Below are 23637 nucleotides of genomic sequence, written 5' to 3'. Positions count from 1 at the left end.
CCGCTCCCCCGGGAGCCCGTGAACGAAGGCCTCTCTGCCCTGGGCAGATGCGCTGCGGGCAGAGAACCCTCCCGCGCCGGCCCGCGGCGTCGGACCGTGGGGTCATGAGCACACCGACCCTGAGCACGCCGGCCCCGCCGGCCCCACCCGCCTTCGACGACCAGCTCACCGCGCGGCTGCTGCACCAGCGCATCGTGGTGATCGGCACCGAGATCGACGACGCCGTCGCGAACCGCGTCGTCGCGCAGCTCCTGCTGCTGTCGGCCGAGGACCCGCGGTCCGACGTCGCCCTGTACATCAACTCCCCCGGCGGCTCCGTGGCCGCGGGGCTCGGCATCTACGACACCATGCGGCTGCTGCCCAACGACGTCGTGACCGTCGGGTTCGGCTTCGCCGCCAGCATGGGGCAGTTCCTCCTCACCACCGGCACCCAGGGCAAGCGCTACGTGCTGCCGCACACGCGGGTGATGATGCACCAGCCGTCGGCCGGCATCGGCGGCACTGCCGTCGACATCGCGATCCAGGCGGAGAACCTCGAGCACACCAAGCGCGTGATGCACGAGCTCATCGCGCAGCACACCGGCCGCACGGTGGAGCAGGTCGCCGCCGACAGCGACCGCGACCGCTGGTTCACCGCCACCGAGGCGGTCGAGTACGGGATGGTCGACCGGATCGTCGAGAGCGTCGAGGACGTGCGGCCGTCGGCCGCCGGCCGGAAGGCGGGGCTGTGATGACTGCGACGATGACTGCGACGACGGGCGAGCGGATGAGCTACACGATCCCGAACGTCGTCGAGCGCACGCCCCTCGGCGAGCGGTACTCCGACGTCTTCAGCCGGCTGCTCCGCGACCGCATCGTTTTCCTCGGCACGGAGGTCGACGACGGCGTGGCGAACGTCGTCATGGCGCAGCTGCTGCACCTGGAGTCCGAGGCGCCCGAGCAGGAGATCGGGCTGTACATCAACTCCCCCGGCGGCTCCGCGACCGCGATGACCGCGATCTACGACACGATGCAGTACGTGCGCTGCGACATCGCGACCACCTGCATGGGGCAGGCGGCGTCCGCCGCGGCGGTGCTGCTCGCCGCCGGCACGCCCGGCAAACGCACCGTGCTGGAGCACTCGCGCGTGCTGCTGCACCAGCCCTCCACCCAGGGGCAGGGCACCGTCTCCGACCTCGCCATCCAGGCGCGCGAGGTGCTCCGCCTGCGCGCCGAGACCGAGCAGCTGCTCGCCCGGCACACCGGGCAGACCGTGGAGCGGCTGCGCACCGACACCGACCGCGACCTCATCCTGTCCGCGCACGACGCCGTCGAGTACGGCGTCGCGGACGCCGTCGTCACCTCGCGCAAGCTGTCCGCGGCCGCCTGACCCCGCGCGAGGTAGTCCGAACCTGCCGAGGTAGTTCGAGTCGTGCCGAGGTAGTTCGAGTCGTGCCGAGGTAGTTCGAGTCGTGCCGAGGTAGTTCGTGACTCCGTGTCACGAACTACCTCGGCGGGATCCGGACTACCTCGCGCTCCGGGCGATCAGGCGGCGAGGGCGACGACGTCCGACGTCGTCGAGCGCACCGCCGTCGTCGAGCGCACGTGCCGGGACGACGACGGCGAGCGGTCGCGCAGCGACGTGAGCACGCGGACGCGCTGCTGCTGCTCGGCGCTCGCGGCGAGCGCGTCGTGCGCCTCGGCGACGAGGTCGACGAGCCGGATGCCGAGCGCCGCGCACACGGCGGCGAGCACCTCGGACGACGCCTCCTTGCGGCCGCGCTCCACCTCGGACAGGTAGGCGGTGGACATGCGCGCCGCCTGCGAGACCTCCTGGAGCGTGCGCCCCTGGGCCAGTCGCGCCCGGCGCAGGATCGCCCCGACCAGGTGCCGCAGCAGCGGCTCGCGCACGTGCTCCGTCGCGGTCGTGCCGAACCCCGTGTCCGCCGTCATGCGCACGACGCTACCCGCGGCCGGCGCCCGAGGGCTCCGCCAGCGGCTCGGCGGGCGGCCGTTCTGCTGACGGCAGAAGGCGGCGCCCGGCACGGGAGCTCCCGTACAGAACCCCGCCGACCACGAGCACCGCGCCGAGCCCTTCGCCCAGCGTCACCCGCTCGCCGAGCAGCACCCAGGACGCCGTCATGCCGACCACCGGCACGAGCATGGAGAACGGGGCGACCACGCCCGCGGGGTGCCGGGCCATGAGCCAGGTCCACACACCGGAGCCGACCACCGTGGCGACCACCACCGTGTACAGGAGCCCGACGACGGCGCCCACCGCGCCGGGGTCGTCCCACGAGGTGAGCGAGCGGCCGATCTCGCCGGGGCCCTCGACCAGCAGGGACAGGGCGAGCATCGGCAGCGGCGGCACCACGGACATCCACAGGGTGAGGCGCAGCGGGCTCTGCGGCTTGGCCTGCCGGTTGCAGATGTTGCCGATCGCCCAGCCGAAGGCGCCGGCCAGCGTGAGCAGGAAGGGCACCACCGTCGCGGTCGCGGCCTGCTGCCACGCGACGAGGGTGAGACCGCCGACGGCCACGAGGATGCCGAGCACCTGCCGGCCGCTCACGCGCTCGCGCAGGAACGTGGCGCCGAGCAGCACGGTGAACGGCCCGGACATCTGCAGCACGAGCGACGCCAGCCCGGCGGGCATCCCGGCGGCCATCCCCCAGTACAGGAAGAGGAACTGCAGGGCGCCGAAGCCGAGCCCGTACCCGATCACCCAGCGCACCGGGACGTCCGGCCACGGCACCAGGAGCACGGTGGGCAGCGCGATGAGCGCGAACCGCAGCGCGACGAGGAACATCGGCGGGAAGTGCTGCAGCGACGCGTCGATGGCGATGAAGTTCAACCCCCACAGGAGGGCGACCAGGACGGCGAGCAGCCGGTGGCGGGCGGGCATGCGCCCAGCCTCACCCCCGCGACAATGAAGGACAAGCGAAAGATTCTTCATCCTGTCGGTAGGCTGCCTTCATGGACGTTCGGCACCTCGACCTGCTCCGTGAGCTCGCCGACCGCGGCAGCGTCACCGCCGTCGCCCGCGCGACCCACCGCACGCCGTCGGCGGTGTCCCAGCAGCTGCGCACCGCCCAGCGCGAGCTGCGCACGCCGCTGGTCGAGCCGGCCGGCCGCGGGCTTCGGCTCACCGAGGCCGGACGGCTGCTGGCCGAGGGCGGGGCGAGCGTCGCCGCCGCGCTCGCCCAGGTGCAGGCCCGCTGGGACGAGTTCCGGGGCGAGCCCTCCGGCACCGTGACGGTGGCGGCGCTGCCCAGCGCCGCCACGTTCCTCCTGCCGCGCGTCATGGCGGACCTCGCGGGCACCGCCATCACGCTGCGCTGTGCGGACGTCGACATCGCCGAGGCCGAGTACGGCCCGCTCACCGCGGACCACGACGTCGTCGTCGCGCACTCGCTCACCAGCGTGCGGCCCGCGGGCGCCGACGGCCTCACCGTGGTGCCGCTCGCGCGCGAGCCCCTCGACATCGCGATGGCGGCGGCGCACCCGCTCGCCCGCCTGCCCCGCGTGCGGCCCACCGACCTGGTCGACCAGGACTGGATCGGCGTCCCCCTCGGCTACCCCTTCGACTCCGTCCGCCTCGCCGTCGAGCAGGCCACCGGGGCCGAGCTCCGCGTGGTCCAGCGGCTGCGCGACAACCGCCTCATCGAGGCGCTCGTCGCGGCGGGCGACCAGGTCGCCGTCCTCCCCCGCTTCACCACGCCCACCGGCGACCGCATCGTGCTGCGCGAGCTGGCCGACGTCGCCGCCGCGCGCCACGTCTCCGCCGTGCTGCGCCCCGACCGGGCCGAGCGGCTCGCCGTCCGGCGCGTCGTCGACGCCTTCCGCCGAGCGGGTGTCGACGTCGAGGCGGAAATGAGCGGCGACAGGCCCGACTGAGTCCCTTGCGACGTCGGTCCCGACCGTCAGAGCCCGACGGAGTCCGCCCCGTGCTCGGCCTGCTCCGTCGTGAAGCCGTCGAACTCGAGCTGGTCGACGAGCCCCGAGCGCGAGAACGACTGTGTGTCGAGGTAGTTCTGGGCCGCGATCTCGGCCTGTTCGTCCCAGTCGACGTCCACATGCGCCACGGCGTACTTCGCGTCAGCCTTCGAATAACCCTCGAACTCCAGCTGGTCCATGAGACCGGACTTCGAGAAGCCACCCATCTCCAGGTAGCTCTCGGCACTCGATTTCGCGTTCTCCTGCGCCACCGTCGCGCCGTCGTCCGCATCCTCGGCCGACTCCGCCTCCTCCGCAGGTGACTCCATCTCGGCCGGCTCGGAGATGACTGCCTCGGCAGTCTCCGGAGACCCTCCACCGTCCGTGGAACCACATCCGGCGACCAGCCCCGCCGCCGCGACCGTGACAGCCGCTCCGAGCGCCCGCGTCTTTGTCGGGAACATCGGTCCACTCCCTTCGAGTGGGTCTGTTCCTCCATCGTGACACTTGCCTCACGACACCGCCTGGCATGAAGCAGCACCACGAGATCACGCACGCGTCCACCAAGGGGTGCGGTCGACGCGTGCCATACCCGACCGCGATCTGGTTCGCAGGTGCCCCCGCCCGGGTTCGAACCGGGACTGGGCCGGGTTTAAGCCGGCTGCCTCTGCCAGTTGGGCTACGGGGGCGGAACGACGGAGCGGGCGCCGGCGACCACACGAAGATGGTCGCCGGCGCCCGCTCACGGTACCGGGGAAGGTCAGCCCTTCTCGGCGCGCGCGGCCGAGGACTCGGCCTTCTGCTCGACCTTCTCGCCGGGCTGCTTCGGCGGCACGGACGCCTTGCGGAACTCGTCGCGCGGGTCGTGCAGGGAGCCGAGGGACACGATCTCGCGGCCCATGAGGAACTGGCCGATCCAGCCGATGAGGATGCGGATCTTGCGGTTGCCGGTCGGCATCGCCATGACGTGGTAGCCACGGTGCGCGAGCCACGCGAGCGGGCCGCGCAGCTTGAGGAAGCCGAACAGCTCCGCGACGCCCTTGTACAGACCGAGGGACGCGACGACGCCGACGCTCTTGTGGGCGTAGTCCTCCGGCTGCTGGCCCTTGAGGACGGCGACCAGGTTGTCGGCCAACTTGGTGGCCTCGCGGATGGCGTGCTGCGCGTTCGGCGGGCAGAACTGGCCCGGGTTGAGCACGTCCGGCACGGCGGCGCAGTCGCCCGCGGCCCAGGCGTCGGGGACGATCTCGCCGTCCTCCGTCGCGACCTGCAGCGTGGGCTTGACGATGACGCGGCCCATGCGGTCGACGGGGAGGTCCGACTCCTCCTTGAGGACCGGGTTCGCCTTGACGCCCGCGGTCCACACGATCGTCTCGGTGTCGAACTCGACGCCCGTCGAGGTGACGACGTGCCCGTCCACGCAGGACGACAGGAACGTGTTGAGGTGGAACTCGATGCCGCGCTTCTTCATCTCGTCGAGCGCCCACAGGCCCATGGGCTCGGAGACCTCGGGCAGGATGCGGCCGGAGCCCTCGATCATGACGAAGCGCAGGTCCTCGGCGTCGATCGTCGGGTAGTTGCGCGTGGCGTAGCGCGCCATGTCCTCGATCTCGGCCAGCGCCTCGATGCCGGCGAACCCACCACCGACGAACGTGAACGTCAGCATGCGCTTGCGCGCCTCCGCGTCCCACGTGGACGAGGCGACGTCCATGCGGTTGAGCACGTGGTTGCGGACCGCGATGGCCTCCTCCACGTTCTTGAAGCCGATCGCGTTCTCCGCGAGGCCCGGGATGGGCAGCGTGCGGGACACCGAGCCGAGGCCGATGACCAGGTGGTCGTAGGAGACCTCGTAGTCCGGCCCCTCCTCGGGGTGGATCGTCACCTTGTGCCCGGCGTGGTCGATGTGGTTGACCAGGCCCTGCAGCACATCGATGCCCTTGAGCGCCTTGCGGTGCGGGGCCACGACGTCGCGGGCGTCGATCGAGCCCGCGCCGGCCTCCGGCAGGAACGGCGCGTACGTCATGTACGGCCGGGGGTCGACGACGACGATCGCCGCATCCTGCTTACCGAGCTTGCGGCGCAGACGACGCGCCGCGTAGAGGCCGACGGAACCACCGCCGAGGACGACGATGCGAGGCACCTTGCGGGGCCGCGGGGCCGCTGCGGGCGCGTCCTGGACAGAGGTGTCCGACGACAGAACGTTCTGAGGCATGATCACCATTCTACGACCGCCCCGGGGGCACGCAGTCGGGCGGTCCAGCCCGTGGCCCTCCCCGCTCCCGTGGTGCGGCGCCGAGCCCGCCGCCGCACCACGGAACCGCAGGTCAGCGAGCCCTCTCCGCCGCGGCGGTCGTCCTGGCCACGGCGTCCGCCGTGCGGGCGGAGGAGCCCTCGGTGGAGGGGGACGGCGCGGGGCCTTCCTCGGCCGGCGTGCCGTCGTCCGCGGGCGGCACCTCCTCCGCGCCACCGTCGTCGCGGTCCCCGTCGCCGTCCGCCCTTTGCGCCGCACCGTCCGCGCGCTCGCCGATCGCGGTCGGCGCCTGGAGGAACGGCCAGGGCATGTCTTCCGCCTGCGTCCCGACCTGGGGCTGCAGCACGTCGCCGTCCTCCGTCCACTCCATCTCGGCCTCGGGCACGGCCTGCAGGGGGTAGACGTTCCACCGCTCGCGTCCGTCGTCGGACGTGGCGGGACGGAAGTTCCAGGCCCCGTCGACGTCGGGCACGGTCCACGAGGTGCCCTCCGCGCCCTCGGGGACGGTGCGCACCGGCCGGCCGCGGTCGTCGAAGACCTGCACGTCGCGCAGCGGCTCTCCCTGCGCGTCGTAGACGAAGAGGTTCGCGACCTGCCGCCCCTCCACGACCACGCCGTCGTCCCCGTCGTACTCGAACCCGTACTCGTCGTACGCCACGACGCCCGCGTCGGCGTACGAGCTGTCCGCCACCGCGGTGGTCGACCCCTGCGTGCCGAAGACGCTCTGGTCGTGCGTCGCGTTCGCGACGGCCGGCACGGCCAGCACCGCGACGACGGACGTCGCGAGGGTGAGCCGGTGCCGCCAGCGCCCGGGCAGCCACCGGCCGCGCGCCCACTGGACACTCACGAGGGCGGCGCCCGCCATGATCAGCGCGTCCGTCACCGCCAACGGCACGAGCGACGGCGGACCCGTGCGCGTGCCGAACCACGCGACCAGCAGCGCGCCCACCACCCAGCCGCGCAGCACCCACCAGGCGGGCCGGAGCTCACGACCGAGCGTCCGCAGCGCGGCCCATCGGGGGGTCGACGTCACCGGGCGCCACAGCTCCGCCCATCGCTCGCGCAGCAGGATCCACCGTGCCCCCAGCGCCACGCGCAGGCTCGGTCGTGGACGAGCCGTGGCGGCCGGCGGGAACCCTGCCGCCGCCCGCAGCTCGGCGGCGTACCCGCTCGCCGGCCCGAACGCAGCGACGAGATCGAGCGGGACGTCCTCAGCGGGCTTCCCGGTGCCGGCGAGGTCCGCCGGACGACCGGCGTCGGCGAGCGTCTCGGCGAGGTCCGCCTCGAGGCCGTCGGTGAGCTCCTCGACGACGTCGGCGTCGAGGTCGTGCAGGTGGAGACGCACGGCCTGGGCGTAGCCCCGGGCGTGCGTGGCCAGGACGTCGGCGAGGGACGTCGCGGTCGTGGCGGTGCCGGCGTCGTCGCCGGGTGCGGTGCTGCTCATCAGGCTGCCTCGTCCCTGTTCCCGAGGAGGCCGCCGACGGTGCCGGCGAACTCCTGCCACTCCTTGCGCTGGATCGCGAGCGTCTGCCGCCCGTGCGCGGTGATGCCGTAGTACTTGCGGTGCGGGCCGTTCTCCGACGGGACGACGTAGCTGGTGAGCGCGCCCGCTGCGTACAGCCGCCGGAGCGTGCCGTAGACGGACGCGTCACCCACGTCGTCGAGCCCGCGCGCCCGCAGGCGTCGCACCACGTCGTACCCGTAGCCGTCGTCGTCCTCGACGACGGCGAGCACCGCCGCGTCGAGGACCCCCTTGAGCAGCTGCGTCGTGTCCATCGCCCTCTCCTCCCGAGTGCTTCGCGTCAGACAGTAGTGCGCGATGCGCAGTAGTGGAAGGAGGGCGCGCCGACGTGTCGTCGGCGCGCTCCGTGCAGACCGCAGGGTGCGGACCGCACGCGGCGCGGTCAGGCCAGGGAGAGGGCGATGCCGTCCAGGATGTCGCTCTCGCTCGTCACGACGTCGGCCAGCGAGCCGCTCGCGGCGGCGACGTCGTCGCGCACGCGGCGCACGACCTCGGCCCAGACCAGCGCGCCCGCGCCGATCACGTCCGCCCGGCCGGGGTGCATGAACCCGAGGGCGAGGCGCTGCTCCCGGGTGCGGTGCAGCAGGTCGTCGCACGCGGCGAGCACCCGGTCGACGCCGAGGACGGCGCCGTGCACGGCGTCGCGCCGGTACTCGGTCAGCCCGAGGGCGTGCGCGGTCACCGACGTCACCGAGCCGGCGAGGCCGACGAGGGTGGTGGTGCGGCCGAACGGGACGGTGCGGGCGGCCTCGCCGAGCGCGGCGCGCACGTCCGCGCGCGCGGCCTCGACCTCGGCCGGTGCGGGCGGGTCGGAGTGCAGGTGGCGCTCCGTCATCCGCACCGACCCGACGTCGAGCGAGAGGGCCGCCTCCGGCGTCGTCGTGCCGAGGACGAGCTCGGTCGAGCCGCCGCCGAGGTCCACCACCAGGTACGGCCCGGGGTGATGCGCGGCCACGCCCGCGGTCGCCCCGCGGAAGGAGAGCTCCGCCTCCTCGCGCCCGGAGACCACCTCCGGGTCGACGCCCACCGCGGCGCGCACGCCGTCGAAGAACTCCCGCCGGTTGCGCGCGTCGCGCGTGGCCGACGTCGCGACGAAGCGCACGCGCGTCGCGCCCGCCTCGGCGATCACCGCCGCGTAGTCGCGCGAGGCCTCCAGCGTGCGCGCCAGGGCCTCCGGCGCCAGCTCGCCCGTGCGGTCCACGCCCTGGCCGAGGCGCACGATGCGCAGCTGCCGGTCGACCTCGGTGAGCCGCCCGTCGGGCCCGACGTCGGCGACCAGGAGACGGATCGAGTTGGTGCCGCAGTCGATGGCGGCGACCCGGGTCACCGCGGACGGCGTGGAGGGCGTGGGGCGTTCGGTCACGGGCGACACCTTCTCATCCACCACCGACGGCTCGCTCTGCGGAGCGGGGTGGTGTGACGGACGTCGTCCGCGGGTGCGGTCAGCAGGTGCAGCGGTCGGGCCGCCACTGGTCCCGCACCCGCGCGAGCGCCTCGTCGCCGAGCGGGTTCACCCCCGGCCCGGCGGCCAGCGCGTGCCCCATGAGCACGTGGAGGCACTTGACGCGGGTGGGCATGCCGCCGGCCGAGATGCCCTCGATCTCGTCGACCTGTCCGAGCTCGGCGCGGCGCGCCAGGTAGTGCTCGTGCGCGCGCCGGTAGGCCGCAGCAAGCTCCTCGTCCTCGCCGAGACGCTCGGTCATCTCCCGCATCACGCCGTCCGCCTCCAGCCGCGACGCGGCCGCGACGGCGCCGGGGTGCGTGAGGTAGTAGGTCGTCGGGAACGGCGTGCCGTCGGGCAGCCGCGGCGCCGTGCGCACCACGAGCGGGCGACCGCACACGCAGCGGGCGGCGATGCCGACGACGCCGCGCGGCTCACGACCGAGCTGCTCGGCGAGCACCTCGAGGTCGCGGTCGGTGACGACGGACGGGTCGGCTCCGTCGGCGGAGGTGCTGGCGGGGGTCTGGTCGGTCACGACGGGTTCCTCGGGTGCTCGCGGGCGGGACTACCCCTATTCTCCCCCGACCGCGACGTCCGGCCGGTCGGGGATGCGTTCGATCCGGCCGACCATGAACACGTACACGAGGATGCCGACGAGGGTGACGCCCGTGATGTAGGCGAACCCCGGCGCGAAGCTCGTCTCGCTGACGAGGAAGCCGATGACGATCGGCGTCGCGATGGACGACAGGTTCCCGATGAAGTTGAACGTGCCGCCCGTGGTGCCGAGCAGGCGCTGCGGCGCGAGGGCCGAGACGAGCGACCACGTGATCGACGCGAACCCGTTGCCGAAGAACGCGACGGAGAGGAACACGATGACCAGGGCGGTGCTGTCCGTGAAGTTGGCCCCGATGATCACCGTGGACAGCAGGAGCCCGGTGATGATGGGCGCCTTGCGGGCGAAGCCCACGGACCGGCCGCTGCGCAGCAGCGCGTCCGACACGACGCCGGACAGCAGCACCCCGACGAGCGCCGCCACGTACGGCAGCGACACGAGGAAGCCCGACTGGATGTAGTCCATGCCGCGGTAGTCGACGAGGTACGTCGGGAACCAGGTGAGGAAGAACCACATGGTCGAGGTGAGGCAGAACTGCCCGATGTAGATCCCCCACAGCTTGCGCGAGCGCAGCACGTGGGCGAAGTCCCGCGCGTCGAACGTCTTGCCGCGCGCGGCCGCACGGGTCTCGGCCTCGACGTCGACCAGGCCCCCGCCGTCGGCGATGTGCGCGATCTCGGCGGCGTTCGCGCGGGACTGGCGGGGCTCGCGGTACACGACGTACCAGACGACGCCCCAGACCACGCCGACGGCACCCGTGGCGATGAAGACCCAGTGCCAGCTGAACGCCGTCTGCAGCCAGGTGAGGACCGGGGTGAGCAGCGCGAGGCCGATGAACTGGCCCGAGGTGTAGAACCCGATGACGGTGGCCCGCTCCTTGTCCGGGAACCACGTGGTCGCCACCCGGTTGTTGATCGGGTAGGCGGGCGCCTCGAGCATGCCGACCAGCAGGCGAAGGCACACGAGCGCCACGAACCCGCCGACCAGGCCCATGAAGGCCGTGGCGAGCGACCACAGCACCAGGCACACGGGGTACAGGACGCGCGGCGGGACGCGGTCGATGAGCCACCCGCCCGGGATCTGCATGGCGGCGTACGTCCAGCCGAAGGCGCTCAGCAGCAGGCCCTGCATCTGCGGCGTGAGCTCCAGGTCCGCCGCGATGGCCGGCATGGCGACCGAGAGGTTCGCCCGGTCGAGGTAGTTGATGACGACCGTGACGAACAGCATCACGGCGATGGCGAAGCGTGCCCGCGTCGCGTGGCGGCGCACGGCGGCGGACGGGCCGCCCGCGCTCGAGGTTGCGGCGGGGGTGGTGCCCGAGGTGGTGCGCGACGTCATCGGCCTCACCACTCCGCGAACGAGCCGTCGGCGTGTCGCCACACGGGGTTGCGCCACCGGTGCCCGACGGCGGCCCGCTCGCGGACGTAGTCCTCGTCCACCTCGATGCCGAGGCCGGGCCCGCGCGGGATCTCGACCATCCCGTCGGAGTAGGCGAAGACGGCGGGGTCGACGACGTAGTCCAGCAGGTCGTTGGACGTGTTGTAGTGGATGCCCAGGCTCTGCTCCTGGATCACCGCGTTGTACGCGACCGCGTCGAGCTGGAGGCAGGCCGCGAGCGCGATCGGCCCGAGCGGGCAGTGCGGGGCGACGGCGACGTCGTACGCCTCCGCCATCGCCGCGATCTTGCGCACCTCGGTGATGCCGCCCGCGTGCGAGAGGTCGGGCTGGATCACGTCGACGACGCCGGACTCGAGGACGTGCCGGAAGTCCCAGCGCGAGTACAGCCGCTCCCCCAGGGCGATCGGCGTGCTCGAGGCGCGCAGCACGTCCGCGACGCCGTCGACGTGCTCGGACAGCACCGGCTCCTCGACGAACATCAGGTGGTACGGCTCCAGCGCCTCCAGGAGGACGCGCGCCATCGGGCGGTGCACGCGGCCGTGGAAGTCGACGCCGATGCCGACGTCGGGCCCGACCGCCTCGCGGACGGCGGCGACGTTGGCGACGACCTTCTCCACCTTGTCCCGGGTGTCGAGGTACTGCAGTTCCTCGGGCCCGTTCATCTTCACGGCGGAGAAGCCGCGCGCGACGGCGTCGCGCGCGGCCGCGGCGGTCTCGGCCGGCCGGTCGCCACCGATCCACGAGTACACCTTGATGCGGTCGCGCACGCGCCCGCCCAGCAGCTCGTGCACGGGCACCCCGAGCGCCTTGCCCTTGATGTCCCACAGCGCCTGGTCGATGCCGGCCAGCGCGCTCATGTGGACACCGCCGCCCCGGTAGAAGCCGGAGCGGTACAGCACGGTCCAGTGGTCCTCGATCTGGCGGGGGTCCTTGCCCACCAGGTAGTCGGCCAGCTCCTCGACGGCGGCCGCGACGGTGGCGGCGCGGCCCTCCAGGACGGGCTCTCCCCAGCCGACGATCCCCTCGTCGGTCTCGATCTTCAGGAAGAGCCAGCGGGGCGGGGCGGCGAATGTCGTCAGCGACGTGATCTTCACGGCTTGCCTTTCAGCGTCGTTGCTCGTGCGGGTGATGCGGGTGGTGGTGCATGGTCCGGGCGGTGCCGGCGCGGGTCGACTTCTGCAGGCGTCAGCGGGTGTGCTCGGCCCAGACGCGGACAAGTTCCGCGGCGCGCGCGGCGACGGTCTGCGCCGTGTCCCCCGGCCGGTACAGCGAGGTGCCCAGACCGGCGCCGGCCGCGCCGGCGCGCGCCCACTCCCCGAGGTTCGACGCGTCGACGCCCCCCACCGGGACGAGCGCGGTGCCGGCGGGCAGCACGCTCGCCCAGGCGCGCAGGCCCGTGACGCCGACCGCGGTGGCGGGGAAGAGCTTGAGGGCGGTGGCGCCGGCGTCCAGGGCGACGAAGGCCTCGGTCGGCGTGGCCACCCCCGGGTAGCTCTCCAGCCCGAGCCGCTCCGCCTGGGCGACGACGTCGGGCCGCACGTTCGGCGACACGACGAGCGAGGCGCCCGCGTCGGCGGCACGGCGCACGTCGTCGGGGGTGAGCACGGTGCCCGCCCCGACGCGCGCGTCCGGGCCCGCCGCGTCGCGGATGCGCCTGACCGACTCGAGCGGGTCCGGAGAGTTGAGCGGCACCTCGACGGCGTCGAACCCTGCCTCGAGGATCGTCGTCGCGACGTCGACGGACTCGGCGGGCGTGAGCCCCCGCAGGATGGCGACGAGGCCGGTGGGACGGTGTGTCATGACGATCGTTCCTCCGTGCGGTGCGGGGTGGCGGCGTCCGGGGTCTCGGGCGTCTCGGGCGTCTCGGGGGTGTCGGGGGTCGCGGCCACGAGGCCCGCGTCGCGGGCGACCCGCCACAGGCCGCGCGCGGCGACGTCCTCGCCGACGCCGTGCGCCGCGGCCCCGTGGCGCGTGAGCGCCCGGTGGTAGCGCGGCCCGGTCGATCGGGAGGCGCACACGACGACTCGTCCCGGCCCGCCTCCGGGGCCGTCGGCGGAGCGCAGCGCGTGCCGCACCTCGGACCCGACGAGGAGCCCCGAGACGTAGTCCGCCACCTCGTCGGGCCGGAGCGTGCCGGCCATCACGAGGGTGCGGGCCGTGAAGAGCAGGGATGCGAGGCCGCGGTCGTCGCCACGGTCCGCGTCGGTGTCGACGCCGCGGTCGAAGGCCGCGGTGACGTCGGAGGCGTCGGTGGCCGCGCCGTCGTCGGCGCGCGGCTCGGCGAGGCGGGCCAGGATGCTGTCGCGCAGCAGCAGGCCGTAGAGCTCACCGGTCATCACCGTGGTGAAGCCCGTGACGCGGTCGCCGTCGAGGCGCACCCACTTCGAGTGCGTGCCGGGCAGCACCGCCGTGGTGAGGCGCCCCGACGCCCCCTGGACCGCGTCGTCGCGGAGCTCCTCGAGCACGCCGACGAGCTGCACCTCCTCGCCCCGCAGGACGTCGGGGTCCGAGCCTGCGACCCGCAGGCCCGGGACGAGGTGCACGACGGACCCGGCAACGCGACCGGGGACCGGCACCTGAGCGAGGTGGTCCGCGAGCCGCGCGAGCTCGGCGGGCACGTCGAGGTATCCCGCGTCGGCCCAGCCGTGGTTGGAGCCGACCATCCCCGCGGCGAGCACGGGCAGCCCCGGGTGGCGGTCGAGCCAGGGGCCGCAGAGGCGCTCGAACGCCCGCTCGAAGGCGGTGGCACGCTCGAAGCCGGAGCCGGCGCCCACCGAGCAGCGCAGGGTGCCGTCGTCCGTGCGGACCTCGTCGAGGACCTCGCCGCCCGCGCCCAGGACCCAGCCCCGGAAGCTGGAGGTGCCCCAGTCGAGGGCGACGAGCGCGGCGTCGCGCCGGGGTGCGTGGTCGGCCATGGTCGGGACGGTAGGCAGCCGATCCCGATTATGAGAACCGCGTCCCTATTATCGGGATACCCTCGTGGCCGTGAGCCTCCCCGTCCCCCCGGACTCCCCCGCGGCCCGACCCGGCACCCGCGCCGCGACGACACCCCCGCCACCCGGCACGCAGACGCTGGCCCGCGGCATCGCCGTCGTCGACGCCGTCGCCCGCGGGCACGTCCGCCTGCGCGAGATCGCCGCCGAGACCGGCATCGGACGCAGCACCACCCACCGCCTGCTGCAGCTGCTGCTCGCGACCGGCTACGTGCGCCAGCTCGACGACGGCCGGTACGCGCTCGGCCCGGCGCTCATCGAGCTCGGCTACCAGGCGCTGCAGGAAAACCCCGTCGCCGACGTCGCGGCCGGGCCGCTCCGTACGCTCGCGGCCCGCGTCGCGGACACCGTGCACCTCGCCATCGAGGACCGCGGCCAGGTGCTCTACCTCGACAAGATCCCCGGCACCCGCGGCGCCGAGATGCGCTCGCGCGTGGGCCACCGGATGCCGCTGACGCGCACCGGGGTGGGCAAGGCCCTGCTGCTCGACCAGCCCGCGCGGTGGCGCGAGCTGTTCGTCGCCGAACGACGCGTCGGCGGCGACGCCCCGGACGGGCCCGAGGCGGACGTGCTCACGCCCGACGAGTTCGTCGCCGTCATGGAGACGTCCGCCCGCCGCGGCGTCGCGTTCGACCTGGAGGAGAACGAGCCCGGCATCCTCTGCGTCGCCGCGCCCGTGCGCGACGCGTCCGGCGCGATCGCCGCCGCCGTCAGCGTCTCCGCCACCCGCCCGTACATGCCGCCCGCGCGCGTCGAGGCCCTGGTGCCGGTCGTGCTTGACGCCGCCGCCACCATCGCGTCGGGCCTCGGCCACCGCCCGGGCGGCCGCTGAGCGAGACGCCGTCCGCGGTGCGGTCAGCCTCCCGACGACGGGCGCGGCGAGCTGCCGGGCTCGGGGTCACCGGCGTCGTCCCCCGTGGCGGCCGGCCCGTCGGCGACCTGCACCGACTCCCAGACCGACTGGTACCAGGGCACGCTCGGCCCGGTCGACGTGCCCACGGGCCCCGAGCTGACGGCCTCGCCCGTCACGGGGTCGACGTCCTCGTCCCCCGCCGCGTCCGGGTCGACCACCCGCCACACCCGGTCGGCCGGCATGACGAAGCTGAGCCGGGACCGTGCCTGCTCCTCGACGTACGACCGGTCCTCCCAGCGGCCGAGCTCCACCTCCAGGCGGTCGCGCTCCTCCCGGTTCTGCGCCAGCTCGGTGCGCAGCCGGTCCAGCTCGTGCGACTGCTGGACGGCGGCGCGCACCGTGGGCAGCAGCAGCACCACCGCGAGCAGCACCACCACCGACAGGACGATGAGCCGGACGGTGAGCACCTCCGGCAGCACCAGCCCGTAGCGGCTGCGCCGCCGGTCCTCGCGCGCCGGCCCCGCCGGACGACGCGACCCGCGCCGCGTGCTCGCCGCGCCCTTGCCCTTGCCCGTGCTCGTGCCGGAGCCCTTGCGCTTCGCGCCGCCGGCGCTCGCGCTCTTGCTCGTCGTGCCCTTCGCCGGGGCCTTGGGCTTCGCGCCCACCGAGGCGTTCGCCGTCGTCGTGGGCCGCGCAGAGCCGCCGCGCGCCCCCGAGGGCCGCGACGCCGGACGGCGGGCGGCGGGCGAGGTGGGTCGACGGGCAGGCACGCCCCGATTGTGCCGAGCCGTACCCCCGGGGCCCGGGACCGTCGTCGGCGCGCCCGCGAGGACACCTCCCGCCGAGGTAGTTCGGGCTCTGCCGAGGTAGTGGACTGGACCACTACCTCGGCAGACCCGGAACTACCTCGCGGAGACCTGAACTACCTCGGCCGGGCTGGAACTACCTCGCGGAGACCTGAACTACCTCGGCCGGGCTCGAACTACCTCGGCGGGCCGGGACGACGACGGCCGGCCGCCCCGTGCGGGGCGACCGGCCGTGGAGGCAGCTCCGGGCGTCAGCCCTGGAAGCGCGGGAAGGCCGAACGGCCGGCGTAGCGGCCGGCGTCGTCCAGCGCCTCCTCGATGCGCAGGAGCTGGTTGTACTTGTTGATGCGCTCGCCGCGGGCGGTGGCGCCGGTCTTGATCTGGCCGGCGTTCGTCGCGACCGACAGGTCGGCGATGGTGGTGTCCTCGGTCTCGCCGGAGCGGTGCGAGGTCATTGTGGTGAAGCCGTTGCGCTGCGCGAGCGTGACGGCGTCGAGCGTCTCGGTGAGCGTGCCGATCTGGTTGAGCTTGACCAGCAGCGAGTTGGCGGCCTTCTCCTCGATGCCGCGGGCGAGGCGCTCGGGGTTGGTGACGAACAGGTCGTCGCCGACGACCTGCACCTTGTCGCCGACCTCGGAGACGAACTGCGTCCAGGCGCCCCACTCGTCCTCGGACAGCGGGTCCTCGATGGAGACGATCGGGTAGTTCGCGACCAGGCCCTCGTAGAGCTTGATCATGTCCTCGGTCGAGTGCACCTCGCCGTTCTTGAAGTGGTACGCCCCGTCCTTGAAGAACTCGGTCGCGGCCACGTCCATCGCGATGGCGACGTCGGCGCCCGGCGCGAAGCCGGCCTTCTCGATCGCCTCGACGATGAGGTCCAGGGCGGCGGAGTTCGACGGCAGGTCGGGGGCGAAGCCACCCTCGTCGCCGAGGCCCGTGGAGAAGCCCTTGCCCTTCAGCACGCTCTTGAGGGCGTGGTAGACCTCGGTGCCCGTGCGCAGGGCCTCCTTGAAGGTCGGCGCACCGATCGGCGCGATCATGAACTCCTGGAAGTCCACCGTCGAGTCGGCGTGCGACCCGCCGTTGATGATATTCATCATCGGCACGGGCAGGACGTGCGCGTTGGGGCCGCCGACGTAGCGGAACAGGTCGAGGCCGGCCGACTTCGCGGCGGCCTTCGCGACCGCGAGCGAGACGCCGAGGATCGCGTTGGCGCCCAGCTTGCCCTTGTTCGGGGTGCCGTCCAGCTCGATCAGCGTCTGGTCGATGATGCGCTGCTCCTCGGCGTCGTAGCCGATGAGCTCGGGGGCGATGTCGTCGATGACGGCGTTGACCGCGCCCTCGACGCCCTTGCCCAGGTAGCGCCCCTTGTCGCCGTCACGGCGCTCGACGGCCTCGAAGGCGCCGGTCGAGGCGCCCGACGGGACCGCGGCGCGGGCGAACGTGCCGTCGTCCAGCGCGATCTCCACCTCGACGGTGGGGTTGCCGCGCGAGTCGAGGATCTCGCGTGCTCCAACGGCTTCGATGCTTGCCACGGGCTGCTCCTTCAGACGGGCTCGCGGGCGACCGCGCGGCAAGGCCCAGGCGGAGGTGCCCGGGGCCGCTGACGCCCGCGACGGTGCTGGGTTGACGCCCCCAGCCTAGACCGGCGCCTCCCCGGGGGCTCCCTCGACCACCCAGCGGTCACGACCACGCCGCTAGCGTGGACTCCGTGGACAGCGTCTGGGACTTCGTCGGCTCCTTCTGGTGGCTGATCTTCTTCGTCGGCCCCGCCGTGGGCGGCGCGATCCGGGGCTTCTCGACGTGGGACCGGCAGCGGCGCCAGGACAAGCTCGAGATGTACCGGATCAAGCACGGCGCCCCGCAGCCCGCAGCCCCCGCCCCTGCCGCCGACGACGAGGCCCTGACCAGCGAGATCCAGCGCACCGTGGCCGCGCACGACGCCACGCAGCAGCGCTGGCTGGCCTACGAGCTCGATGCCGTGAAGTCCCTCGAGTACCCGCTGATGTCGGACATGCGCGAGCAGGTCACCGTCGACTTCCACCGCGCCCGGCGGGCGGCGGAGGACCTGCGCCCCGACGACCTGGACGCGCTGCGCGACCGCACCCGCCTCGACCGGTACCGCGACGCCGTCCGGGAGATGCAGGTGCGGTTCGACGTCGCGGAGCGGGAGGCGAAGCGGCGGCGCGCGTCGGACTTCTCCCCCACCGAGCGGCAGGCCCTCGACCGGGCGAAGAAGCTGCTGGCGATGGCCGACGACGAGGGCTCGTCGCAGGCGGAGCGGCAGTCCGCCTACCGGCGGGCGATGAAGGAGCTCGAGGGGATCGTCGCGCTCCCCGACGCCGCCACCGACGCGCTCGAGCAGCGCATCGCGGGCCTCCTGGAGTGAGGCCTGGAGTGAGGCCTTGGCGTGAGGTCGGGCCCCGCCGACCAGACGGTCGTGGCCCGTCCTGAGCGGTCAGGACGAGCACGACCCGCCTGTCGGCAGGGCCAGCGGCCGAGAGGTCAGGCCGAGGGCCGCAGCGGCGTCGTGTCCCGGTTGCCGATGTGGCCCGGGCGCGGCGCCGGCGCCGCGTACGGGTCGGTCAGCGCGTTCTCCACGCTGTTGAACACCAGGAAGATGTTCGAGCGCGGGAACGGGGTGATGTTGCTGCCCGAGCCGTGCATGATGTTGCAGTCGAACCACAGCGCGGAGCCGGCCGGCCCGGTGAACTGCTCGATCCCGTACCGGTGCGCCAGCTCGGTGATGTCGTCCTCGGCGGGCACGCCGATCCGCTGCTCCTTCAGCGACGCCTCGTGGTTGTTCTCCGGCGTCTCCCCGACGCACGGGACGTAGGTGCGGTGCGAGCCCGGCATCACCATGAGGCCCCCGTTGTACGGGTAGTTGGCCGTCAGGGCGATCGAGCAGCTCACGGCACGAGGACCGGGCATGCCGTCCTCGGCGTGCCACGTCTCGAAGTCCGAGTGCCAGTAGAAGCCGGTGCCCTGGTAGCCGGGCATGTAGTTCACGCGCGACTGGTGCAGGTAGACGTCGGACCCCAGGAGCTGGCGGGCCCGGTCCAGCAGCCGCGGGTCGCGGCTGAGCGCGTCGATCGCGCTGCTGAGCGCCGTCACCTCGAAGACCGAACGCACCTGACCGGAGGACTTCTCCGTGACGACCCGCGGGTCGCCGGCCAGGGTGGGGTCGGTGGCGAGCCGGTCGAGCTCGGCCGTGAACCCGGCCACCTCGTCCGGCGTGATGAAGTCCTCGAGGACGGTGAACCCCCGCGCCTCGTGAGCCGCCAGCGCCGGCTCGTCGAACGGGCCGTCCGCGACGGTGCCCCACACCGTGGGGTCGCGACGGTCGGTCATGGCACCCGGCGCGCTGAGGCGGGTCGGGAAGACGTCGGTCAGGGTGCTCGTCGTCGTCTCGGTCGTGGTCATGTCTTCTCCGCTCTCCCGGGTCGTTCCGGGTTCGTGGTGTCGTCATGGCACGCCGCGGGACACACGTCCTCCTCGGTCGGACCGCGCGGTCCCGCAGGCCCTCATCTCTACGTGACCTGCGGCTTTGCTGTCAACGGACCGCGGGCCGGGCTCCGGGCCCGGGGGACGTCAGCGGGTCGCGGCCAGGCGGGCGAGCGTCGCCCGGGCGGGCGGCCCCCAGCTCGACTTGCCGCCCGGGCGGCCGTGGTCGCCGGCGTCGCCGACGAGCAGGCCGCCCAGCGCGGTGGCCGCCGCCCACCCGCGGGCACGACGCCGGGTCGCGTCGTCGGCGGGCCGGCCGTCCGGGCCCCGGTACGCGGCGTAGAAGCGGTCGGCCAACCCGTCGGGCAGCAGCCGCCACACGCCGGCCAGGTCGTAGGCGGGGTCGCCCGCGCACAGGTCGCCGAAGTCGATGACGCCGCCCAGGGCGCCGTCGGCGGTGACGACGTTCGCCGGGTGCAGGTCGGCGTGCAGCCGCACCGCCGGCCCGTCCCACGCGGGCGCGTCGACGGCGTCCTGCCAGACGGCGCGAACGGGCTCCGGGTCGGCGAGGAGGCCGCGCTCGACCACCTGGGCGAGGCCGTGCTCGACCCCGCCCGTGTGCTCCGCGAGCGGCCCGCCACGGCCGCGGCCGGTGGGCGCGCCGTCGGGCGCCGGGCGGTGCAGCGCCGTCAGGAACGCGGCGAGGACGTCGGCCGAGCCTGGCTGCGTGATCGGCGCACGGTCGGCGGGCTCGCCGGGCACCCACGTCGTGACGATCCACGGCCGTCCGAACAGCGCGCCGGGCTCACCGAGCCGCTGCGGCACGGGCACCGGCAGCGGCAGGAGCGGGGCGAGACCCGGAAGGCAGGCGTGCTCCTTGCGCAGCAGGCCGTCGGCGAGCTCGGTGGCCCACGGCAGCCGGACGGCGAGGTCGTCGCCGAGCCGCCACAGCTGGTTGTCCCAGCCGCGGGCCCCCAGGCGGACCGGGAGGTGGGCGAGGTCCGGGTGCTGCTCGCGCAGCAGGTCCCGGACGAGGTCGGCGGTGATCTCGACGTCGGTGGTGGTCACGCCGCGTCACGCTAGCGGCGCGCGGTGTCACGCCGGCGCCGTGCCACGACCCCGCACCGGATCGTCACGACCTCAGCACGCCCCTCCCTTCGAGCAAGCGTCAGTGGCTGGGCTGCGGGGCGTCGACGACGTCGGGCGTCCCCGGCGTCGCGGCCCCGTCGTCGGGCCGTGGCGGCCGCGCCACCAGCTCCAGCAGGGCGACGAGGACGCCGGCCACCAGGGCGGTGCCGATGACGAGCCCGGGCGTGGGGCTGCCGGCGAGCAGCAGCACCAGGGCGGCGACGGCGATGATGACGACGCGGACCAGGGTGCGGTACCGGCCGAGCCACTCGCCGACGCGCCCGGTCGAGACGCCGCGCCGTTCGCCGTAGCCGCGCAGCGAGGCGAACCCGCGCCCGGCTCCCGCCCGCAGGGACCGTGCGGACGCGCTTCCCCCGCCGAGGTACGCGACGAGCGCGACCACCAGGCCGAGCACGCCCACCGTCCGCAACGTGACCCGCAGGAACGACACCACCTGGTCGAACAACACCTCGGCGGCGTCGAGGCGCAGCACCACGCCCTGCAACGCGTCGAGATAGATCGCCCGGCCGACCGCCAGGCCGATCCCGAGCACCACCATCGCGGCCGCGAGCGCCAGCCCCGCCACGACCAGGGTGCGCGACCTGTGCCGTGCGACCAGCACGCCCGCGGCCAGCAGGCCGAGCGAGATCCAGGGCAGCCACGTGCCGAGCGCCACGACCTGCGCGTACCGGTTCTGCACCTGCACCAGCTGCGACGTCTGCATGACGGTGAACGTCGCGTCCACCTCGGGGATCCGTGCGGCGACCCCCAGGCCTCGGTCGACGAGGCGCTGCTTGAGCAGGTCGATCATGCCGGAGAGCTGGATGGTGAGCTGGCCGTCCTGCCCGATCTGCAGCAGCTCGCCGCCCTCGCCGCGCATCGTCGCGACGAGCTGCTCGTGCGCGACACGGTTGGCCTGCACCCAGGCGTCCTCGAACGCGCTGCTGCTCACCACGCCGTCGGCGGCGCGGCGCACGAACGACTCGACCCCGCTGGTCAGCGGTCCCTCGAGCTGTGTCAGCGCGTCCGTGGCGCGCGGACCGACGCCCTGCTGCTCCAGCCCGTCGACGACCGTGCCGAGGATCGCCTGGACGTCGATCTGCTCCATGACGACGTCGGTGAGCCGGCCGGCGACGGCGCCCTGGACCGCGGGGTCCGCGGCGATCGGCGCGACGGTCGCGACGTACCGGTCCGTGTCGGTGAGGGTGCGCTCGGCCCAGGCCGCCACCACGGCGACCGGCGCGAGCAGCGCCCCGAGAACGATGAGGACGACGGCGGCCGCCGCCCGGCCACGGTGGCGCGGCTCCCGTGCCACCGGCGGGGCGGCGGCCACGAGCACCGGCCCGCTGCCGGCCGCGAGCCGCGCGCGCAGCTCGGCGTTCTCCCGCTCGAGCGCGGCCAGCCGCGCCGCCGCGTCCTGCGCGGCGCCGGCGCCGTCGCGCCCGCCGTCGGTCGTCCCGCTCATGGCGTCCCCGTCCGCAGCCCTGCCCGGCCCGCGGCCGCGGGCCCTCGCGGAAGGCGGCGGCCCGCCCCGCGCCGCGCCGTCCGCTCCTCATGCTAGGAACGGAACCCGCTCACCACCTGGCGAGACGGCGATTCCACCCGGACACCGAGCGCCCCTGGGAGATGGCGATGCTGCGCGGCCGCGTGGTGCGGGTGCTCGACGGCGACAGCGGGTGGGCCGTCGTCGACAGGATCGCCCGTGCCCACACCGGCGCCGACTACCCGCGCGGCGAGGAGCGCGTGGCCTTTCTCGTCGAGGTGCACCACGCGACGGCGCAGTCGTTCGGCTGACGCGACGCGGCGGCTCGAGGGCCGCCGCGCGAGCACCCGGGTTCGACAAGGGGTTGTGCCGCGCCGCCAACGGTCATATGTTAACGACGAATCACAAGTGAACGGCCAGTCACATCGGTCCGGACGGGCGCCCCGCCCCCGGACGGCGTCGACGACGATGCCGCCGCGGGGCCCCGTCCTCGTCGGAAACAGGTGGTCCCGTGAACGACATGAACAGACGCACGCTCCTGACCCTGGGTGCCGCGCTCGGCCTGACGAGCGTGGCCGCACCGGGCGCAGCCTGGTCGTGGTCCCCCGCAAGGTCGATGGCCGGCAACGGCACCGGCGTCGACCCGCTGTGGGTCTGGGACGACGAGATCGACGCGATCATGGCGTCGGTGCTCGACGCCGGCCAGGTCCCCGCGGTCAACGACGCCATCCGCCCGTGGGTGGACAACAACCATCCCGTCCCCGGGGGCCTGCCCGCCCCGCTCGCCGACTTCCTGGGCCGGGAGGCCCGCCTGCCCGACTGGGCCGACCGGGACAAGCTGCGCCTCGCCGCCGACTTCAACCGGCGCAAGGACCTGTACCTCTTCGTCATCTACGGGCTCGGCGGCGGCATCATGAGCACCGTCATCCCCCGCGAGGCGCGGTCGGTGTACTGGTCGAAGGGCGGCGCGGACATGCAGGACCGCGCCGCGAAGACGTTCACGTTCGGGTACGACCTCACCGACCGCAACGCCTACGAGCCCGACGGCCAGATGATCGTCACCGCGAACAAGACCCGCATGGTGCACGCGGCCGTGCGTCACCTGCTGCCCCAGTCGCCGTACTGGAAGGCCGTCGCCGACGAGACCATCCCCATCAGCAACATGGACATCCTCGTGACGTTCCACAGCACCGGGACGTTCGCCCACCGCACCCTGAAGAAGTGGGGCGTGCGGATGTCCGCGGCGGACGAGGAGGCGTTCCTGCACCACTGGCAGGTGGCGCTCCACCTGCTGGGCGTGCGGGACGAGTACATCCCCGCGACCTGGGCCGACGCGCACGCCCAGTCCGAGCAGGTGCTCACGCCGCTGCTCGCCCCCACCCCGGAGGGCCGGGACCTCGCCGAGGTGCTCCTCGGCCTCACCGCCCAGGTCGACCTCGGCGTGACCCGCGGGTTCCTCAACGAGTTCGTGATCTACCAGCTCGGCGACGACGTCGCCGACTGGCTGGACCTGCGGCGCGACTGGGCCTCCAGGGCACTGATCCGGTCCGTGTGGCCGGCGTACGTCGCGTTCCGGGAAGGGCTGATGCCGGTCGCCCCGAACTCGTTCGGGCTGTTCGACAAGTTCGTCAAGGCGCTCGGCATGGCGTTCCTCAACAAGGGCCAGTCCGGCACGACGACGCCCATCACCATCCCGGACGGCAACCGCCCCGGCGTCTGAACCTCGCCGCCGAGGTAGTCCAGGTCTCGCCGAGGTAGTCCAGGTCCCGCCGAGGTAGCTCGCACCCCCGTGT

Annotated in this window: 24 protein-coding genes and 1 tRNA gene; 7 read left to right on the top strand and 18 right to left on the bottom strand. The window is 73.7% G+C overall.

Translation table 11 applies throughout. The features are described 5' to 3' along the window. Nucleotides 1–104 precede the first annotated feature (104 nt). Nucleotides 105–731, top strand: coding sequence for a ClpP family protease (locus ACH436_RS08190; RefSeq protein WP_430559700.1), 627 nt, complete (start codon nt 105–107; stop codon nt 729–731). A gap of 11 nt (nt 732–742) precedes the next feature. Next, on the top strand, nt 743–1369 hold the full coding sequence (locus ACH436_RS08185; protein WP_430559699.1) for a ClpP family protease: 627 nt from the start codon (nt 743–745) through the stop codon (nt 1367–1369). A 155-nt stretch (nt 1370–1524) separates the two neighbouring features. Here the strand turns inward: ACH436_RS08185 and ACH436_RS08180 are convergent, their stop codons facing one another. Both ACH436_RS08180 and ACH436_RS08175 read right to left on the bottom strand, forming a co-directional pair. Beyond that, nucleotides 1525–1932, bottom strand: coding sequence for a helix-turn-helix domain-containing protein (locus ACH436_RS08180; RefSeq protein ID WP_430559698.1), 408 nt, complete (start codon nt 1930–1932; stop codon nt 1525–1527). Nucleotides 1933–1942: 10 nt separating this feature from the next. After that, a complete protein-coding gene (locus tag ACH436_RS08175; RefSeq protein WP_430559697.1) occupies nt 1943–2881 on the bottom strand; it encodes an EamA family transporter in 939 nt (312 codons plus the stop codon). Between the two features lie 71 nt (nt 2882–2952). On the opposite strand from ACH436_RS08175, the gene ACH436_RS08170 reads away from it, so the two are divergent. Then, the gene (locus tag ACH436_RS08170) at nt 2953–3873 is read left to right on the top strand and encodes a LysR family transcriptional regulator (RefSeq protein WP_430559696.1); all 921 of its coding nucleotides are present in this window, start codon (nt 2953–2955) and stop codon (nt 3871–3873) included. 26 nt (nt 3874–3899) lie between these two features. Here the strand turns inward: ACH436_RS08170 and ACH436_RS08165 are convergent, their stop codons facing one another. The 11 genes from ACH436_RS08165 to ACH436_RS08115 form a co-directional block, all read right to left on the bottom strand. After that, nucleotides 3900–4241 (bottom strand): Ltp family lipoprotein, encoded by a 342-nt coding sequence (locus tag ACH436_RS08165; RefSeq protein ID WP_430559695.1) that lies wholly within the window; start codon nt 4239–4241, stop codon nt 3900–3902. Between the two features lie 286 nt (nt 4242–4527). Continuing rightward, nucleotides 4528–4601: transfer RNA gene (locus tag ACH436_RS08160), tRNA-Leu, on the bottom strand. 71 nt (nt 4602–4672) lie between these two features. Further along, nucleotides 4673–6124, bottom strand: coding sequence for an NAD(P)/FAD-dependent oxidoreductase (locus ACH436_RS08155; RefSeq protein ID WP_430559694.1), 1452 nt, complete (start codon nt 6122–6124; stop codon nt 4673–4675). A 112-nt stretch (nt 6125–6236) separates the two neighbouring features. Then, a complete protein-coding gene (locus ACH436_RS08150) occupies nt 6237–7607 on the bottom strand; it encodes a hypothetical protein (RefSeq protein ID WP_430559693.1) in 1371 nt (456 codons plus the stop codon). Then, nucleotides 7607–7939 (bottom strand): PadR family transcriptional regulator, encoded by a 333-nt coding sequence (locus ACH436_RS08145; RefSeq protein ID WP_430559692.1) that lies wholly within the window; start codon nt 7937–7939, stop codon nt 7607–7609. The genes ACH436_RS08150 and ACH436_RS08145 overlap by 1 nt, the downstream gene beginning before the upstream one ends. Before the next feature lie 128 nt (nt 7940–8067). After that, nucleotides 8068–9057, bottom strand: a complete 990-nt coding sequence (locus tag ACH436_RS08140; RefSeq protein WP_430559691.1) for an exopolyphosphatase — start codon at nt 9055–9057, stop codon at nt 8068–8070. Nucleotides 9058–9127: 70 nt separating this feature from the next. Continuing rightward, complete coding sequence (locus ACH436_RS08135) at nt 9128–9661, bottom strand: DUF501 domain-containing protein (protein WP_430559690.1); 534 nt, start codon at nt 9659–9661, stop codon at nt 9128–9130. Nucleotides 9662–9697: 36 nt separating this feature from the next. Beyond that, entirely contained in the window at nt 9698–11077 is a 1380-nt protein-coding gene (locus tag ACH436_RS08130; RefSeq protein ID WP_430559689.1) for an MFS transporter, read from the bottom strand. A gap of 5 nt (nt 11078–11082) precedes the next feature. Then, entirely contained in the window at nt 11083–12231 is a 1149-nt protein-coding gene (gene dgoD, locus ACH436_RS08125) for a galactonate dehydratase (RefSeq protein ID WP_430559688.1), read from the bottom strand. Between the two features lie 91 nt (nt 12232–12322). Next, nucleotides 12323–12937 carry a 2-dehydro-3-deoxy-6-phosphogalactonate aldolase gene (locus tag ACH436_RS08120; RefSeq protein WP_430559687.1) on the bottom strand — a complete coding sequence of 205 codons (615 nt, stop codon included), beginning with the start codon at nt 12935–12937 and terminating at the stop codon, nt 12323–12325. Beyond that, entirely contained in the window at nt 12934–14052 is a 1119-nt protein-coding gene (locus ACH436_RS08115) for a 2-dehydro-3-deoxygalactonokinase (protein WP_430559686.1), read from the bottom strand. Before ACH436_RS08115 ends, ACH436_RS08120 begins: the two co-directional genes overlap by 4 nt. A 70-nt stretch (nt 14053–14122) precedes the next feature. Here ACH436_RS08115 and ACH436_RS08110 point away from each other — a divergent pair, with 70 nt between their 5' ends. Beyond that, nucleotides 14123–14962 carry an IclR family transcriptional regulator gene (locus tag ACH436_RS08110; protein WP_430559685.1) on the top strand — a complete coding sequence of 280 codons (840 nt, stop codon included), beginning with the start codon at nt 14123–14125 and terminating at the stop codon, nt 14960–14962. Nucleotides 14963–14985: 23 nt separating this feature from the next. Here the strand turns inward: ACH436_RS08110 and ACH436_RS08105 are convergent, their stop codons facing one another. Continuing rightward, nucleotides 14986–15753, bottom strand: coding sequence for a septum formation initiator family protein (locus ACH436_RS08105; protein ID WP_430559684.1), 768 nt, complete (start codon nt 15751–15753; stop codon nt 14986–14988). A gap of 287 nt (nt 15754–16040) precedes the next feature. Beyond that, on the bottom strand, nt 16041–17324 hold the full coding sequence (eno, locus tag ACH436_RS08100) for a phosphopyruvate hydratase (RefSeq protein ID WP_430559683.1): 1284 nt from the start codon (nt 17322–17324) through the stop codon (nt 16041–16043). Nucleotides 17325–17500: 176 nt separating this feature from the next. Here eno and ACH436_RS08095 point away from each other — a divergent pair, with 176 nt between their 5' ends. Then, on the top strand, nt 17501–18178 hold the full coding sequence (locus ACH436_RS08095) for a hypothetical protein (protein WP_430559682.1): 678 nt from the start codon (nt 17501–17503) through the stop codon (nt 18176–18178). Nucleotides 18179–18294: 116 nt separating this feature from the next. Here ACH436_RS08095 and thpD read toward each other — a convergent pair whose 3' ends face one another. From thpD to ACH436_RS08080, 3 genes are all read right to left on the bottom strand, one after another. After that, on the bottom strand, nt 18295–19212 hold the full coding sequence (gene thpD, locus ACH436_RS08090) for an ectoine hydroxylase (protein ID WP_430559681.1): 918 nt from the start codon (nt 19210–19212) through the stop codon (nt 18295–18297). Nucleotides 19213–19380: 168 nt separating this feature from the next. After that, nucleotides 19381–20301: a phosphotransferase gene (locus ACH436_RS08085; protein ID WP_430559680.1), complete on the bottom strand. Its 921-nt coding sequence runs from the start codon at nt 20299–20301 to the stop codon at nt 19381–19383. Nucleotides 20302–20401: 100 nt separating this feature from the next. Beyond that, nucleotides 20402–21826 (bottom strand): hypothetical protein, encoded by a 1425-nt coding sequence (locus ACH436_RS08080; RefSeq protein ID WP_430559679.1) that lies wholly within the window; start codon nt 21824–21826, stop codon nt 20402–20404. A 167-nt stretch (nt 21827–21993) separates the two neighbouring features. Here ACH436_RS08080 and ACH436_RS08075 point away from each other — a divergent pair, with 167 nt between their 5' ends. Then, nucleotides 21994–22155 (top strand): hypothetical protein, encoded by a 162-nt coding sequence (locus tag ACH436_RS08075; protein ID WP_430559678.1) that lies wholly within the window; start codon nt 21994–21996, stop codon nt 22153–22155. A gap of 209 nt (nt 22156–22364) precedes the next feature. Then, on the top strand, nt 22365–23564 hold the full coding sequence (locus tag ACH436_RS08070; protein ID WP_430559677.1) for an oxygenase MpaB family protein: 1200 nt from the start codon (nt 22365–22367) through the stop codon (nt 23562–23564). Nucleotides 23565–23637 lie beyond the last annotated feature (73 nt).

Source organism: Isoptericola sp. NPDC019693, from assembly GCF_044389085.1.
Lineage (GTDB): Bacteria > Actinomycetota > Actinomycetes > Actinomycetales > Cellulomonadaceae > Isoptericola.
The sequence above is the reverse complement of the archived record's forward strand: the minus strand, read 5'-3'. Positions and strand labels throughout refer to the sequence as shown.

Coding starts and splice junctions, on each gene's coding strand:
- ACH436_RS08190 (WP_430559700.1), top strand. CDS start 105: ATGAGCACACCGACCCTGAGCACGCCGGCCCCGCCGGCCCCACCCGCC.
- ACH436_RS08185 (WP_430559699.1), top strand. CDS start 743: ATGACTGCGACGACGGGCGAGCGGATGAGCTACACGATCCCGAACGTC.
- ACH436_RS08180 (WP_430559698.1), bottom strand. CDS start 1,932: ATGACGGCGGACACGGGGTTCGGCACGACCGCGACGGAGCACGTGCGC.
- ACH436_RS08175 (WP_430559697.1), bottom strand. CDS start 2,881: ATGCCCGCCCGCCACCGGCTGCTCGCCGTCCTGGTCGCCCTCCTGTGG.
- ACH436_RS08170 (WP_430559696.1), top strand. CDS start 2,953: ATGGACGTTCGGCACCTCGACCTGCTCCGTGAGCTCGCCGACCGCGGC.
- ACH436_RS08165 (WP_430559695.1), bottom strand. CDS start 4,241: ATGGAGTCACCTGCGGAGGAGGCGGAGTCGGCCGAGGATGCGGACGAC.
- ACH436_RS08155 (WP_430559694.1), bottom strand. CDS start 6,124: ATGCCTCAGAACGTTCTGTCGTCGGACACCTCTGTCCAGGACGCGCCC.
- ACH436_RS08150 (WP_430559693.1), bottom strand. CDS start 7,607: ATGAGCAGCACCGCACCCGGCGACGACGCCGGCACCGCCACGACCGCG.
- ACH436_RS08145 (WP_430559692.1), bottom strand. CDS start 7,939: ATGGACACGACGCAGCTGCTCAAGGGGGTCCTCGACGCGGCGGTGCTC.
- ACH436_RS08130 (WP_430559689.1), bottom strand. CDS start 11,077: ATGACGTCGCGCACCACCTCGGGCACCACCCCCGCCGCAACCTCGAGC.
- ACH436_RS08120 (WP_430559687.1), bottom strand. CDS start 12,937: ATGACACACCGTCCCACCGGCCTCGTCGCCATCCTGCGGGGGCTCACG.
- ACH436_RS08115 (WP_430559686.1), bottom strand. CDS start 14,052: ATGGCCGACCACGCACCCCGGCGCGACGCCGCGCTCGTCGCCCTCGAC.
- thpD (WP_430559681.1), bottom strand. CDS start 19,212: ATGACCACGACCGAGACGACGACGAGCACCCTGACCGACGTCTTCCCG.
- ACH436_RS08080 (WP_430559679.1), bottom strand. CDS start 21,826: ATGAGCGGGACGACCGACGGCGGGCGCGACGGCGCCGGCGCCGCGCAG.
- ACH436_RS08075 (WP_430559678.1), top strand. CDS start 21,994: ATGCTGCGCGGCCGCGTGGTGCGGGTGCTCGACGGCGACAGCGGGTGG.
- ACH436_RS08070 (WP_430559677.1), top strand. CDS start 22,365: ATGAACAGACGCACGCTCCTGACCCTGGGTGCCGCGCTCGGCCTGACG.